Source organism: Streptomyces sp. NPDC007162, from assembly GCF_040634175.1.
GTDB lineage: Bacteria > Actinomycetota > Actinomycetes > Streptomycetales > Streptomycetaceae > Streptomyces.
In genome coordinates this window covers 1-14270 of sequence record NZ_JBEYFC010000010.1, presented here as the reverse complement: position 1 = coordinate 14270, position 14270 = coordinate 1, and the positions used below count along the sequence as shown (strand labels likewise).

Genomic DNA, 14270 nt, shown 5'->3' with positions numbered 1-14270 from the left:
AGTGCGGACCGGCGGGAGCCGGCCGCGCAGTACCTCGCGCCCCTTACGGGCGCTGATCAGCCCCGCACTCCCCGCAGCGCCATTGCCACAGTCGCGTCGGTGATCACCGCGGGATCCTCCGCCGCGCCCAGCTCGATACGACGGACCGCCGCGTCCACGATCCCCTGCACCAGCATCGCGGCCAGGCGGGGCTGCTCGTGCCCCAGCTCGGCCAGGGCCGCGACGACCATCGCGACCAGGCCTCCGTGCGCGGCGCGGATCTTCTCGCGGGCTCCGGCGTCCAGCTCGCTCGCCGAGATCGCGACCACCGCCCGGTGCCGCCGGTCCCCGACCAGGGCCAGCTGCTGCCGCACATACGCCTCGACCCTGCCCTCGGCGGAAGCCGCCCGCTCCATCGCGGCCTCGACCTCCGCCGCCCACACCGGGAAGTCGGCTTCGCACAGCTCCTCGACGACGGCGGCGCGGGAGCGGAAGTACTCGTACACCGACGACCGCGCCAGCCCCGTCCGCTCGGCCAGCGCCGGGAACGTCAGCGCCTCCGTCCCGCCCTCGGACAGGAGGGACCGCGCGGCGTCCAGCAGGGCGGCTCGCTGCATCGACCGGTGCTCGGCCACGGAGGCCGCTCGAATCCTTGGCACGCCGTCCACTGTACGGACGCGCCGGGCCGGACGGGAGGCAGCACGACGGGGACGCCGGTCGCCCGGGCCCGAGCGACGGCCGGAACCCCTCGGTCAGCGGCCGAAACTCGCCAGCTTCGCGCGCAGCTGCAGCACCGACTTGGTGTGGATCTGGCTGACCCGGCTCTCGGTGACCCCGAGCACGTTCCCGATCTCGGCGAGCGTGAGCCCCTCGTAGTAGTAGAGGGTGACCACGGTCTTCTCGCGCTCGGGCAGCGTGTTGATCGCCCGGGCCAGGAACCGCCGCAGCTCCCGGTCCTCGGCCACCTCCACGGGGTTGTCCGCGGCGGTGTCCTCCAGCGTGTCCATGACGCTCAGGCCGTCGCCGCCCTCGCCCCCGACGTGCAGCAGCTCCTCCAGGGCCACCACGTTGGCCAGCGACAGCTGGCTGAAGACGGCATGGAGCTCGTCGACCTCGATGCCCAGCTCCGCGGCCACCTCGCCCTCCGTAGGCGTTCTGCGCAGCCGTGCCTCCAGCGTGGCGTAGGCCCGCTCGACGTTGCGGGCCTTCTGCCGGACCGAGCGGGGGATCCAGTCCAGCGCCCGCAGCTCGTCGATCATGGCACCGCGGATCCGGGTGATCGCGTAGGTCTCGAACTTGATCTCCCGGTCGACGTCGAACTTCTCGATCGCGTCGATCAGCCCGAACACCCCGGAAGAGACGAAGTCGGCCTGCTCCACATTGGGCGGCAGACCGACGCTCACCCGCCCGGCCACGTACTTGACCAGCGGCGAGTAGTGCAGGATCAGCTGCTCCCGCAGCCGCTCGTCCCCTGTCGCCTTGTACGACCGCCACAGCTCGTCGAGCGTCGAGGGAGCGGGCGGCCGCACGCTGCCACCGTCGCGGGCGGCTGGGGGGATCGCCGCCCGGTCGGACCCGGAGGTGTGCTGGGGCATTCGTCGCCTTGTGCCGTTCTGCTGTGAAGTGCCAGGAATTGCCGTGATGCGCCGAGGGTGGAGTGGGTCGGGACGAAGGGAGCTGACGGGCGGGGTGGGCGGGGTGTCTGTCTGTGCCGTAGGGCGTGGTCCGCGTGGGGCCTTTCGTGAGCGTAGCGTGACTGAGGAGTCGCGGTGCGCGAACAGCGAGGCTCCACCCCCGCGCGAACCCCCTGCACGGCGCGTCGGACCGCACATGGGACGTCGCTCTGCGTGATCGCCCGGTGACGTCAACTCCGGGAATTCCCAAGGGCGTCGGGCGTTCCCCCGGACGGCCGAACACGCTCGGTCAGCGCCGAGTCCGACCGTCCCTGACCGAGATCAGCGCCTGGCGTGTCAACTTCCAGCCGTCGCCGTGTCGTTCGACGTAACCAAGTGCTCGGAGTTCGTACAGTCTGGCGACGGCCTCGTCCTCGGACGTCTGGGCGCCGCGTGCCACCTCTTCGGGTGATGCCGGCCGGTTGCCGGGCAACGCGGCCAGGACCTGGCGGGAGGCGGGCTCCAGCAGGTCGCGCGGGAGGACGGGACCGCGTCCGGCCGGGGCCAGCTGGCCGATCTCACCCACGAGTTCGACGACTTCCGCGGCGTTCGCGACCAGCACGGACTCGCCTCTCAGCAGTTCGTGCACCCCCGCCGAGAGGCTGCTGGTGGCCGGTCCGGGCACGCCCATGGTGAACCGGCCGAGCCGTTGCGCCGCCCGCGCCGTGACCAGCGAGCCGCTGCGGTGGGCGGCCTCCACGACGACGGTTCCCCTGGTGAGCGCGGCGTTCTCTACGGTTCCATGATCTGTAGTGTGTTGTTGCACTTCAGGGCACCGTTGGGTTCCGTGCATCGGTTCTCTAGGGGTGTTGCTCCGCGGCGGATCGTTGCACTCGATCGTGGAGTAAAGATAGAAATGCACGCTTTCCCTGTGCGGATGCCGTCGGGCATGCAGTACTGGTCGGTGATCGATGACGACTGGGACCTCGAGCCGTCCGCGGACTTGTACCTTCGCGAGGCCCGATTCGGGCAAGAGCGAGCCGAGCTGACGACCAAGTCGTACGCCGAGTCCCTGGCTCTGTACTTGTGCTGGTGCGAGCGCACTGGTCGGGACTGGCGCGAGGCCGGCGGCGACCTGGGACTGTTCATCACCTGGCTGAAGTACACGCCGTCGCGCGGTGAAGGCACCGTGGTCTTCGGGCCGGGCGCGAAGCAGGTCCGCCAGGCGCGACGGATCAACGGGATACTCGCCGCGGTCCGCGGGTTCCTGACCGACGCCGTCCGTCGTGGCGAGATCCCGAAGTGGGTGATGGGCCAGCTCTACGAGATCGGCGACAACAGCGACCTTCCCTTCGAGGCTCAGGGAGAGGACAGCAGGCTGACATTCCGCCTGCGGGCCCGCCACCGCCTCCAGGAGGAGGAGAACCCGGTCGACCGGGCGAGCGATGAAGAGATCGTCGCGATGTTCGCCGAGTGCCGCTCCGCGCGAGACCGGCTGCTTCTCCTCCTGATGGCGCGTGTCGGTCTGCGCAGGGGTGAGGTCGCCGGCCTGCGCCGCGAGGACATGCACTTCCTGATGGACTCCAGCGTCGTCGGCTGCCGCTACGAGGGCGCCCATCTGCATGTTGTCCGCCGACGGAACCCCAATGGGGCCTGGGCGAAGTCCCGGCGGCAGCGCATCATGCCGGTCGACTTCCTCGTGGTGCAGGCTTTCGATCAGTACGCCGCCGAGCGGGCTGGCTGCCCGGCCGCCCGGGAGAACGACTTCCTGCTCGTCAACCTCTTCCGTGAGCCGGTCGGCGCCCCGATCAAGCCCGCAGCCATCAACGAGTTGGTCACCGCCCTGGCGACGCGAGCCAACGTTGCTCGTCCTATAACCCCGCATATGTGTCGTCATGCGTTTGCCAGCAACGTTGCTGACGCTGGCGGCAGCGCCGACGAAGTACAGATGCTGATGGGGCACAAGCGCCCCTCGTCCGCGGAGCCTTACCTCCATCCCAAAGCCTCCCGCCTGCGTGATGCCGTCGACCGAGTTCCCGTTCCGCGCCTGCCGTTGGAGGGTTCGTGATGACGACCGCCTCCGCGACGTCCGTCGCACCGCTGCAGACCGAGCCGCGCAGGACCGACCTGTGGGACGCGGTCAAGCCGGAGTTCCTCAGCACGGTCGACTGGGACGACTCGATCCGAGTCATCGCCTTTCCGCAGGACCACCCGGTTCTCGGCTGGCAGTACTGCCAGACCAATGAGTGCCGGAAGCCCTCCGCCAGCACCGTCGGCCTCTGCGCCGCCTGCTTCAAGAGCTACAAGAACAGCGACGTCGCCGATCAGCCCGTCGAGGTGTTCCTCCAGCGGCCGAAGCAGTACCGCCGTAGCACCGGCGAGATCAGCTGCGCGGTCCAGGACTGCGCTCGGCCGGCGAAGACCAAGACGTTGGCGCTCTGCGCGACCCACCTCTGGCAGCAGCAGAAGGGGCTGCAGCTTCCGCTGCCAGAGTTCCTCGCCCACCCGTCGGTGACGCCCCTTGAGTCGTTCGGACCCTGCTCTGTCGTGGCCTGCACCCGACAGCGGTTCGGGCGGCCGCCCTACTGCGACGGCCACCGCCAGCGGCTCGCCCTCGCCCGCCGCACAGATCCGAGCCTCGACAGCCTTGAGGCCGAGCTGCACTGGCGCCGAACGACACCGGCAGTGGCGGTGAACGGATTCGTGAGCCTGCGCGGCATTCACGACACCGTGGCCGCCGAGATCCTCATCGGCATTCAGGCCCGCACCGAGCAGGGCCTGCAGACGCGTGACCTCATCGTGAGGCCCCTGGCGGACACGGCCCGCAGGCTGTTGGTCTCCTCGATCGAGGAGATCGACGACGCCCTCATCCCCCGCCACCAGCAGCAACTCCGAAACTCGGTGCTCACAGCCGTCAAGCGGGTCGGCCTCACGCCGGAGACCGAACGACACAAGGACGTCTGGGACGCCAGCGTGTTCGGCCTCTCGGGCACTCTGCGGTTCACCAACATCAGCCAGCCGTGGCTTCGCGAAGCCCTCAGAGACTGGGCGCACGAGGATCTGCCTCAGCGACGAGGAGACGGGGCCCGCGGCACCGTCCAAGACAAGATCAACGCGATAGGCATGCTCTCGGAGAGTCTGCGGCTGCAGCGAGACGACCAAGGCGACGCGCCGGCGAACCTGGGCAGGACGGACATCGTTTCGTTCCTGAACCGGATGAGCTACCTCGTCGATCAAGGCACCCTCACCCTGAACCGCCGCCACGTCGTGATCTGCGCCGTGAGGTTCGTACTGACGCGCGCCCGCAGCCAGGGCCTCACTCGCCCTGGCCGGTCGATGCACGGCCTGCCCGATGACTTCACGGTGCGGCCCGCCGACATCCCCGACCCACCGGAGGACTCGGAAGTCGGCAGAGACCTTCCCGTCGAGGTGGTCCGGGCACTTTGCGAAGGTCTCCCTGCTCTCGAGGCGCAATCCGGGGTCGATATCCGCACGACCATCGAGTTGATCATCGACACCGGCCGGCGTCCGGAGGAGATATGCACGTTGTTCTGGGACTGCCTGGAACGGGACGAAGACGGCAAGCCTGTCCTGATCTACGACAACCACAAGGCCAACCGCATGAAGCGGCGGTTGCCGATCTCCGAGGCCACCGCAGGTCTCATCGTCAAGCAGCAGGAACGAACCAGGGAGCGCTTCCCCGATACGGAGACGAAGAAGCTGCGGCTGTTGCCGTCGCTCAAACAGAACATCGCCGGCACCAGACCATCCACCGACAACTGGGCGGCGGACTGCCACCGGACCTGGGTTGATGCACTGCCGGACATCGTCGTCCCGACGCAGGTGATCATTGACGGGAAGACGGTGACCAAGCTCTTGCCGTTCGACAAGACGCGGATCTTCCCCTACGCCTACCGGCACACCTACGCGCAGCGGCACGCGGACGCCGGCGTCTCGCCGGACGTGCTCCGCGTTTTGATGGACCACCGCCAACTCAGCACCACACAGGGGTACTACCGCGTTGGAGAGAAGCGCAGGCGAGAGGCTGTCGACCGAGTGAGCGCCATGCAGTTCGACCGGCACGGCAATCGGATCTGGCGCACCGCGCAGACCCTCCTCGACTCCGAGCACGCCCGCCGCGCCATCGGCGAGACCGCCGTGCCCTACGGAGTATGCACCGAACCGGGCAACGTCGCAGCTGGCGGCCAGGACTGCCCAGTGCGCTTCAGATGTGTCGGATGCGGTCACTTCCGGACCGACGTCTCCTACCTGCCGGACTTGGAGGCATACCTCGCGCACCTCCTCCGAAGCCGCGAGCGGCTGATGGCCGCCATCGACGCCGACGACTGGGCCAGGACCGAAGCAATGCCCTCCGACGAGGAGATCAGCAGAGTCAAGCGCCTCATCAGCCGGGTCAAGGGCAACCTCGACGACCTGGACGGCGACGAGAAGCAACAGATCCTCGAAGCCACATCCATCGTCCGTCAGCAACGCCAGCGCGTCGTCGGACTCGGAATGCCCCGCATTGGTCAGCCCATTCCCGACATTCGACCCGATCGGACAGCATGAGCAACACAGCATTGGCGGAAGGGCGTCGCGCTGATTCATCACGTCGCCGCCAACGTGTGATCAAAGTGATCAACCAGGCTGCCAAGCAGGGCGAGGAGCTCAGCGTCTCCGCCATCGCCAGGCAAGCAGGCGTCGACCGGACGTTTCTCTACCGTCATCGTGATCTCCTGGAGCTTCTTCATACCGCCGCAGCCACCCCTGCCCCGACGGCCGACATCGGCGGATCCGCCGTCACGAAGGCGTCTCTGCAGGCGGATCTCGCGAACGCGCTCGAGCGCAATACCCGCGTCACCGCTCGGGTCCGCCAGCTGGAACAGAAGCTCTCCTCAGTCCTCGGAGAGCAGGTCTGGCGCGAGTCCGGGCTCGGGGCCCCCGAGGACATCGAGCACATGAAGCGGACGATCACCAATCTGGAGCAGCAGCTCGTCGACTTGAAGGGCCAGTTCGAAGAGCAAGCCGGCGAACTGGAAGCGTCGCGGGCAGCGAATCGAGAACTCACCCGGGCCCTCAACCAAGCCCGCTCCCGGTGATCAGCGGGGCGGCGAGCCGAGGGCTCGCCGCCCCCTCTTGCACCACATGTGTTGCAACTACTAGAGTCGATCAAACCGGCTCTGAGCAGCACTGATGCTGGAGAATCCCTCTCGGGTGAAGTCACGACCCCAAGAGAAGCACGCATGACCCGGTTGCGGAGCACGAACCTACTGGCCGTCGGATGCTCACCGGGCGGCAACTCCCCCACCACCAGTCCCTGTTCGGCGATCCTGTTGATCAGCCCGGTGTGTCCGCGGGGGTAGGGCCGGTCCACCCCGCACGCCAGTACGGCGACGGTCGCCCCGCCGGCGCCGAGGGCTCCGCGGTGGGCGGCGCCGTCGACGCCATAGGCCCCGCCGGACACCACCACCCAGCCGCGCTCGGCGAGGCCGGCGGCGAGACCGGCCGCCATGTGGGCGCCGTACTCGGTGCAGGCCCGGGCGCCGACGACGGCGACGGACTGCAGCGCCCACATCCGCAGACTGGGCCGCCCCCGCACCCAGAGCCCGAGGGGCCGGGCATCACCGAGGTCGTCGAGCTGGCTGGGCCACTCGGCGTCGCCGGGGCACACGAACCGCGCGCCCGCCTCCCGCGCGACAACCAGGTCCGCGCGGGGATCGGCCTGCTCGGCCCGTGCCAGCAGCCCCGCCCACCGCTTGCCGCCGACGCCCGGCAACGCCTGACCGCCGGCTCGCAGCCGGGCCGCCACGTCGTGCACGCCCTGTTCCCGCACCCACCGCCCGGCGATCTCGTCACCGGGTTCGATGACGCGGGCCAGGAAGACCCGGGCGAGCAGTTCGCCGCCGTGGTCGTCGGCGGTCACGTCAGCGCCCCGAGGGCCATCGGCACGCCCCGCGGGACGCCGGTGCGCAGTTGTAGTGCCAGGGCGACGTCCGCGGCACCCGGCCTGTCGTGGCCGACGAGGTCCGCGACCGTCCAGGCGACCCGCAGGACACGGTCGATTCCGCGGGCGGTCAGGACGCCTCGCTCCAGGTTGCGCTCGGCCTCGTCCATCGCGCCCGGTACCGCATGCCAGCGGCTGCGCAGCTCACGGCCCGGCACCTCGCTGTTGGTCCCCCAGGGTGTACCGGCGAACCGCAGCGCCGCCCGCTCCCTGGCCGCCCTCACCCGGTCGGCGACCACCGCCGTGGATTCGCCACGGACGCCCAGGTCGGTGAGCTGGGCGCGGGTGACGCGGTCCACTTGCACGCGCAGATCGACCCGGTCGAGGAGCGGGCCGGAGAGCCGGGCCTGGTAGCGGCGGATCGCCGAGGGCGGACACTCACAGAAGTCGTCAGCGAGCGAGAACCGCCCACAGGGGCACGGGTTGGCCGCGAGGACCATGAGGAACTTCGCCGGGAACCGCACGACGCCCGCGCTGCGCGCGATCACCACGTGGCCGGCTTCCAGCGGCTGCCTCAGCGCGTCGAGCGCCTGGGTGTTGAACTCGGGCGTCTCGTCGAGGAAGAGGACGCCTCGATGAGAGAGCGAGACCGCTCCGGGACGGGCGATGCCGGGGCCGCCGCCGACCAGAGCCTGCATGGTGGCCGAGTGGTGTGGAGCGCAGTAGGGGGCGACGTCGATCAGAGGCTTGCCCGGCGGCAGAAGTCCCGCCACCGAGTGCACTGCCGTGACTTCGAGCGACTCGCTCCGGGTCAGCCTGGGCAGAACGGCCGGGAGCCGCTCCGCGAGCATGGTCTTGCCGGCGCCCGGCGGTCCCTCGAGGAAGAGGTGGTGGCCGCCTGCCGCCGCCACTTCGACGGCTGTCCGCGCCGACAGTTGTCCCACCACGTCCGCCATGTCGTGCCCGTGGTCCTGCTGCGCGGCTCCGGCACTGTGTATCCCCGTGGCCGCGCCCGTGCCGGGCACCCGGAGACCGGCGAGCAGCGGATCGGGCCGTCCCGGGTCGTCCGGCTCCTCGTCGGGGACCGGCTCGTCCGCGAGGACCGCGATCAGTTGGCGCAGGCTCCGCACGCCCAGCACGGAGACGTTCGGTACCAGCGAGGCTTCGGCGGCGGCGCATTCCGGCACGACCACCTGTTCGTATCCGGCGTCGGCTGCGGCCAGTACCGCGGGCAGGATGCCCCGTACCGGACGTACCCGTCCGTCCAGTCCGAGCTCCCCGATCATCACGATGTCGGCGAGTACCCGCGGGTCGACCCGCTCGGCGGCGCCGAGTACAGCACACGCCACGGCGAGGTCGAAGCCTGAGCCCGCCTTCGGCACCGACGCCGGACTGAGCCCCACCGTCAGTTTCTTCGAGGGCCACTGTGCCCCCGAGTTGACCACCGCAGCCCTTACCCGGTCCTTGCTCTCCGTCAGGCTCTTGTCCGGCAGCCCCACCAGGGTGAAGGCCGCCACCCCGGGCTCCAGGTCCGCCTGGACCTCGACCACCACCCCCTCGACGCCCACCAGCGCCACCGAGCACGTCCGTGCGAACCCCATCTCAGGCCGCCCCTCGCACGTGCTCGACGACGGGTGCCCCGCGCTGCGGCAGGAGCACGCCGACCACGTCGATGCGGACGCCGCCCGGCGGCGCCCCGCCGTGGGCGTGGATCCAGTGTTCGGCGAGGCCGCGCAGCCGCTCCGCCTTCCCGGGGGTCACCCCGGCCAGGGGCTGCCCGAAGGGACCCGCCCGCCGGGTCTTGACCTCGCAGACGACCAGGACGTCCCCGTCCCGCGCCACGATGTCGATCTCGCCCGTCCTGCCGCAGCGCCAGTTGCGCTCCAGGACCGTCAGACCGGTCTCCGTCAGCCGCCGCGCGGCCAGCGTCTCGCCGTACCTGCCGAGTGCGCTGCGTGCCCGATTGGTGTTCATGTCGGCACCACCTCCGGCGCCAACCGTCACGCACACCCCGCCCACGTGTTGATCTTGGTGAGCTACTCAGCGGTTGTGGACAACTCCATCACCCACACGAGCGGCCGCCCTGACGGGCTCAGCCGCCCGGCAGCTCCAGGTCGCTCTTGTTCAGCTCCTCAATGTTCACGTCCTTGAACGTGAGGACGCGGACCTGCTTCACGAACCGCGCCGGCCGGTACATGTCCCAGACCCAGGCGTCCGCCATGGACACCTCGAAGAAGACCTCACCCTGGACCGAGTGCACCTGCATCTCGTAGTCATTGGTGAGGTAGAAGCGCCGCTCGGTCTCAATCACGTATTTGAACAGACCGACGACGTCGCGGTACTCCCGGTAGAGCTTCAGCTCCATCTCGGTCTCGTACTTTTCGAGGTCCTCGGCGCTCATGGCATGTTCCCCTTCAGCCGTGCGATCCCACCATTGTGCGCCAGTACCGCACGCGCCTAGACGATTTCCGTGTCCAGGGTGACGGGCCCGGCGGGGGGACCTTCGTCGAGCAGCCTACGGAACAGCTCGGCGAGTCTGGTCGGATACACCGTCTCATGTGCCCGGGTCAGTTCCTGGCACGTCCACCAGCGCGCTCCGGCGACACTGCGCCGCTCCAGCTCGGTCAGGCCCCTGGCCTCGGTGGCCGTCTGCGTCGTACGGGCCAGGTAGTACCACTCGTCCTGGTCCCAGCGGCGGCCGGCGAACGGGAAGGAGCATGTCCGCCGCCACAGCACCGGCCCGAGTTCGACGTCCGTGATGCCGGTCTCCTCACCGAGTTCCCGCAGCGCGGCCTGCTCACGGGTCTCGTCGCCCTCCAGGCCGCCGCCCGGCGTGAACCACCAGTCGTCGGCCGGGTCGTCCGGTTCATGGCCGTGCAGCAGCAGGATGCGGTCGTCGGGATCGAGCAGGACGACCCGGGCCACCTTGCGCAGGCGGCCCTCGTACGGCGCCTCAGCGGGCACCGGCGGGCTCCGTACGGCCGCGGCTGCGGGAACGGCCCAGCAGGTTCGCGACCGGGCCGTACGCACCGCCGCCGAGGACCAGCACGGCACCGCCCACGATCATGAACTCGATGGTGCGCAGCGGGCCCGGCCGGGAGAGGCTGCCCAGCGTCTCGAAGCCGGTCGGGCGCTTGAGCATGCCCTTCATCGGCCAGATCACGGCGTCCACCCGGGCGGTCACGGCGCTGCGCGCGACCGTGCCCTTCGCCGCGTCGGTGAGGTGGGCGGTGGAGTCGAGGGAGCCCTGCCGCTCGTCGCCGAGGAGGAAGAGCCGGCCCTTGGGGACGGTGACCGTCGGGAAGCCCTGGAGCTCGGCCAGGCTGCCCGTCGGCAGGTACGGTTCGTCGATCTGCTTGCCGTTGACGGTCAGCTTGCCGTCGGTGCAGCAGGCGACCGTGTCCCCGCCGACCGCGACCACGCGCTTGACGACGTCCGCGTTGGTGACCCAGCTCTTGTCGTGGAAGACGACCACGTCGCCCCGGCGCACCTCGCTGCCGTCGATGCGCTGGCCGACGACCCGGTCGCCGGCGTCGATCGTCGGCGTCATCGAAGTGGTGGGCACGGTGTACGGCCGGTAGACCACCGCCGCCCAGCCGAATCCGCCGAGGAACAGCACGATGCCCAGCGCCACGGCGATCCCGGACAACCGGTTCCCGAGCCCGCCGCCGTCCCGCGCCGTGCCGGTGCTGGTGCCTCCGCCGCTGCGCGGGGCCGTGCGTATCGTGCTCTCGCCGCTCATGAGGCCGCACCCTACCCGGCGGTACCGGGCAGGGGCAGCCCTTCTTCGACAGCCCTGGTCACAAGCTCCCCAAGGGTTTCACATGGGCCGGTCAGCCGACGTCCGCGCGCCGTGGTTCAGCGCTTGCCGGCGGCCGCGCGCCGGTCGAACTTGGAGCCGGTCCGGTCGCCCCGCCGACGGCGCCACACCGCGATCGGCAGGACGGCCGCGACGGCCACGCCCTCCGGGGCCACCGAGAGCGAGGCCGCGGCGGAGGCCTGCGTGTTGATGCCGGACTGGTCGAAGGTGTCCGGGACGGGCAGCGTGCCCCAGCGGTTGATCGGCCAGGCCTTGACGATGGCACGGCCGACGACCTCGTTCACCGGGACCATGCCGTGGTGCTTGTCGGACTGGTTGTAGCGGGAGTCGCGGGAGTTCTGCCGATGGTCGCCCATCACCCAGATGTAGCCCTTGGGCACCTTCACCGTGAACTGGCCGCCCTGGTCGTCGACGCTGCACGGGGTGTTGCCCGGGTACACATAAGGCTCGTTCAACGCGTGGCCGTTGACCTTGAGCGGGCCGCTGTTCTTGCAGGAGACGGTGTCGCCGCCGACGCCGATGACGCGCTTGATCAGGTCCTTCTCCTGGGCGGACGGCATCAGGCCGATCCAGCTGAGGAAGGTCTGGATCGCGTTCGGCTGGGCGGTGGGCTCGCCCGCCAGCCAGTCGTCCGGGTCGTGGAAGACGACGACCTCGCCGCGCTTGGGCTCGGAGCCGAACCACGGGGTGAGCTTGTCGACCAGGACGCGGTCACCCTGCTGGAGGGTGTTCTGCATCGAGTCCGAGGGGATCGAGAACGCCTGCACCAGAAACGTCTTGATCAGCAGCGCCAGAACCAGCGCGATACCGATCAGGATCGGCAGCTCCTTCCAGAAGGAGCGGGGCTTCTTCGGTGCGGCCGCCGCCGAATCGCTCCCGTCGCCCCCGGGGCCGGCCCCGTCGCCGCCGGAGTACGGGCCGTCCTCCGGGGTCGGGCCCCCGGCCGGTCCGCTCTCACTCCCGGAGGTGGAACCACCGTCTGCGCTGGGGACATTCTCCTCGGGGCGCCCGCCGTGGTCCTCGCCGTCGTGTCCCGACCGTGCGCCTACCGCCACATCCCCCACGCCAACTCCTTACTCCGTGCCGCCGCCCGCGCCATCCACGACGCAGGCCCACCACTCCCATAACGAGCGGGAGTTCCGCAGGGCTCGGGAGTTGGACGTATCCGTTCGGATCGTCGGAGGCAACCCTATGCGACAGCCGGGGAGCCGCGGTCGACCCCGACACGGAGTGAGAAACGCTTGCGAAGGTTTTAGGTTCCTCGAGCGAGGCCCAGTGGCCGAGGGGCCAGCCGATCCATTTGGCCCGGCCGACCACGTTGCTCACGGGGACCGTGCCGCCGTAGGCGGTGTCCTGATGGGCCCGGGAGTCGGCCGAGTTGCCCCGGTGGTCGCCCATCACCCAGAGCCGTCCCTGCGGGACGGTGATGTCGAACTCCTGCATCGAGGGGGCGTTCCCCGGGTAGAGGTAGGTGCCCTCGGTGAGGGGAACCCCGTTGACCGTCACCCGGCCCTGCGCGTCACAGCACTTGACGTGGTCGCCGCCGACACCGATGACCCGTTTGATGAGGTCCTTCTCGTTGGCCGAGGGCAGCAGACCGATGAAGGTGAGCCCCTCCTTGAGCTGCTTGACGACGACCGGGTCGTTCGCCTTGGCGGTCTGCTCGTCGGCCAGCCAGCCGCCCGGGTCGTGGAAGACGACGACGTCCCCGCGGTGCGGCTGCCACCCGAACCACGGGGTGAACTTGTCGACCAGGACGCGGTCGCCGATCCGGATCGTCTGCTCCATCGAGCCCGACGGGATCACGAAGGCCTGCACGAGGAACGTCTTCAGCACCAGCGCTATCAGGACGGCCACACCGACCAGCAGCGGTATCTCCCGCATGGCTCCGCGCCGTCGCTTGCGCTTGACCTTGCGCTGCAACTTGCGCCGCTCCGCGCGGGAGCGGCCGCCGCCCGGGCTGGAGGTGCGCCGGGCCCCGGTGGGCAGCAAGGTGGCGGCGTCGCCGACCGGCACGCCGCGCGGTTTGCCCCGGTTACCCATGCACACCCGCCCCTGCCGACCGCTCCGGCTCCTCCGACTCCGGCTCCGGCACGCGCGCGTAGGCGGTGGGACGGGTGAGCCGGGTCCAGTGGGCGTGCGGCCAGATGATCCAGTCGGCGCGTCCGACGACCTTCCCGACGGGGACCATGCCGCCGCCGGGCGAGCCCAGGTGGTCACGGGAGTCGCTGGAGTCGCTGCGGTGGTCACCGAGGACGAAGAGCCGGCCGCCCGGGACGACGACGTCGAAGGCCACGGTGGAGGGAGTGTCCCCCGGATAGAGGAACGCGGTCTCGTCGACCGGCCGGCCGTTCACTTCGATCCTCCCCTTCTTGTCGCAGCAGACCACATGGTCTCCTCCCACACCGACGACGCGTTTGATGTAGTCGGCGTCCCCGAAGTACCCGGCTCCGTCGAACACGACGACGTCGCCGCGGCGCGGCTCGGCACCGAAACGGTACGCCAACTTATCTACGAGAACCCGGTCTCCGATCCTCAATCCCTGTTCCATGGATCCGCTGGGAATCTGGAATGGTTGAGCCACGAAGGTGTTGAGGACGAGCAAAAACGCCAGGCAGGCGAAGAGGATCAGGGTGATCCACCCGCCCGGCAGCCAGTCGGCGAGCCGGGTCAGCAACGCGAAACGCGACCGGCCCTCCGCGGCCCCTGGTCCGGGGCTGGAGGAACGGTCGCGTTCCGTCGGCTGTGCTTCGGTGTCCATCGAGGCCAGATGGTATCCGGCCGCGATAAGAACTCCGTCGCGCGAGATCAGTTCTCGCGCTTCTCCTTGATCTTCGCGGCCTTACCGCGCAGCTCGCGCAGGTAGTAGAGCTTGGCGCGACGCACGGACGCATGATCCTGGCGTGGGGACGCC

General features: G+C 69.7%; 14 protein-coding genes and 2 pseudogenes. 3 read left to right on the top strand and 13 right to left on the bottom strand.

All coding sequences use genetic code 11. The features are described 5' to 3' along the window. Positions 1-56: 56 nt before the first annotated feature. The 3 genes and pseudogenes from ABZ646_RS02415 to ABZ646_RS02405 form a co-directional block, all read right to left on the bottom strand. Positions 57-614: a helix-turn-helix domain-containing protein gene (locus tag ABZ646_RS02415; protein WP_360512161.1), complete on the bottom strand. Its 558-nt coding sequence runs from the start codon at positions 612-614 to the stop codon at positions 57-59. Positions 615-731: 117 nt separating this feature from the next. Further along, positions 732-1574, bottom strand: a complete 843-nt coding sequence (gene whiG, locus ABZ646_RS02410) for an RNA polymerase sigma factor WhiG (protein ID WP_360512119.1) — start codon at positions 1572-1574, stop codon at positions 732-734. A gap of 328 nt (positions 1575-1902) precedes the next feature. Next, a pseudogene (locus ABZ646_RS02405) lies at positions 1903-2379 on the bottom strand (DNA-processing protein DprA); the annotation flags it as partial. A 162-nt stretch (positions 2380-2541) separates the two neighbouring features. Here ABZ646_RS02405 and ABZ646_RS02400 point away from each other — a divergent pair. The 3 genes from ABZ646_RS02400 to ABZ646_RS02390 are packed head-to-tail and all read left to right on the top strand — an operon-like array spanning position 2542 to position 6691. Next, complete coding sequence (locus tag ABZ646_RS02400) at positions 2542-3660, top strand: tyrosine-type recombinase/integrase (RefSeq protein WP_360512117.1); 1119 nt, start codon at positions 2542-2544, stop codon at positions 3658-3660. Next, the gene (locus tag ABZ646_RS02395; protein WP_360512115.1) at positions 3660-6161 is read left to right on the top strand and encodes a site-specific integrase; all 2502 of its coding nucleotides are present in this window, start codon (positions 3660-3662) and stop codon (positions 6159-6161) included. Before ABZ646_RS02400 ends, ABZ646_RS02395 begins: the two co-directional genes overlap by 1 nt. Further along, positions 6158-6691, top strand: a complete 534-nt coding sequence (locus ABZ646_RS02390) for a DUF6262 family protein (protein ID WP_360512113.1) — start codon at positions 6158-6160, stop codon at positions 6689-6691. The genes ABZ646_RS02395 and ABZ646_RS02390 overlap by 4 nt, the downstream gene beginning before the upstream one ends. A 143-nt stretch (positions 6692-6834) precedes the next feature. Here the strand turns inward: ABZ646_RS02390 and ABZ646_RS02385 are convergent. The 10 genes and pseudogenes from ABZ646_RS02385 to ABZ646_RS02340 all read right to left on the bottom strand — a co-directional run. Next, positions 6835-7515 (bottom strand): annotated as a pseudogene (locus tag ABZ646_RS02385) (DNA-processing protein DprA); the annotation flags it as partial. Continuing rightward, complete coding sequence (locus tag ABZ646_RS02380) at positions 7512-9137, bottom strand: YifB family Mg chelatase-like AAA ATPase (protein WP_360512111.1); 1626 nt, start codon at positions 9135-9137, stop codon at positions 7512-7514. The gene ABZ646_RS02380 and the pseudogene ABZ646_RS02385, both read right to left, overlap by 4 nt. Position 9138: 1 nt before the next feature. Then, the gene (locus ABZ646_RS02375) at positions 9139-9540 is read right to left on the bottom strand and encodes a YraN family protein (RefSeq protein WP_360512109.1); all 402 of its coding nucleotides are present in this window, start codon (positions 9538-9540) and stop codon (positions 9139-9141) included. 88 nt (positions 9541-9628) lie between these two features. Further along, on the bottom strand, positions 9629-9937 hold the full coding sequence (locus tag ABZ646_RS02370; protein ID WP_003965949.1) for a DUF2469 domain-containing protein: 309 nt from the start codon (positions 9935-9937) through the stop codon (positions 9629-9631). Between the two features lie 56 nt (positions 9938-9993). Further along, positions 9994-10500: an NUDIX hydrolase gene (locus tag ABZ646_RS02365; protein WP_360512107.1), complete on the bottom strand. Its 507-nt coding sequence runs from the start codon at positions 10498-10500 to the stop codon at positions 9994-9996. Next, a complete protein-coding gene (gene lepB / locus ABZ646_RS02360) occupies positions 10490-11278 on the bottom strand; it encodes a signal peptidase I (protein WP_360512105.1) in 789 nt (262 codons plus the stop codon). The genes ABZ646_RS02365 and lepB (ABZ646_RS02360) overlap by 11 nt, the downstream gene beginning before the upstream one ends. 116 nt (positions 11279-11394) lie before the next feature. Then, a complete protein-coding gene (gene lepB, locus ABZ646_RS02355) occupies positions 11395-12420 on the bottom strand; it encodes a signal peptidase I (RefSeq protein ID WP_360512103.1) in 1026 nt (341 codons plus the stop codon). Further along, entirely contained in the window at positions 12311-13399 is a 1089-nt protein-coding gene (lepB, locus tag ABZ646_RS02350; protein ID WP_360512101.1) for a signal peptidase I, read from the bottom strand. Before lepB (ABZ646_RS02350) ends, lepB (ABZ646_RS02355) begins: the two co-directional genes overlap by 110 nt. After that, on the bottom strand, positions 13392-14117 hold the full coding sequence (gene lepB, locus ABZ646_RS02345) for a signal peptidase I (RefSeq protein WP_360512099.1): 726 nt from the start codon (positions 14115-14117) through the stop codon (positions 13392-13394). The genes lepB (ABZ646_RS02350) and lepB (ABZ646_RS02345) overlap by 8 nt, the downstream gene beginning before the upstream one ends. A 47-nt stretch (positions 14118-14164) precedes the next feature. Further along, positions 14165-14270: 50S ribosomal protein L19 (locus ABZ646_RS02340; RefSeq protein WP_360512159.1), on the bottom strand; the 106-nt coding region annotated here is incomplete at its 5' end.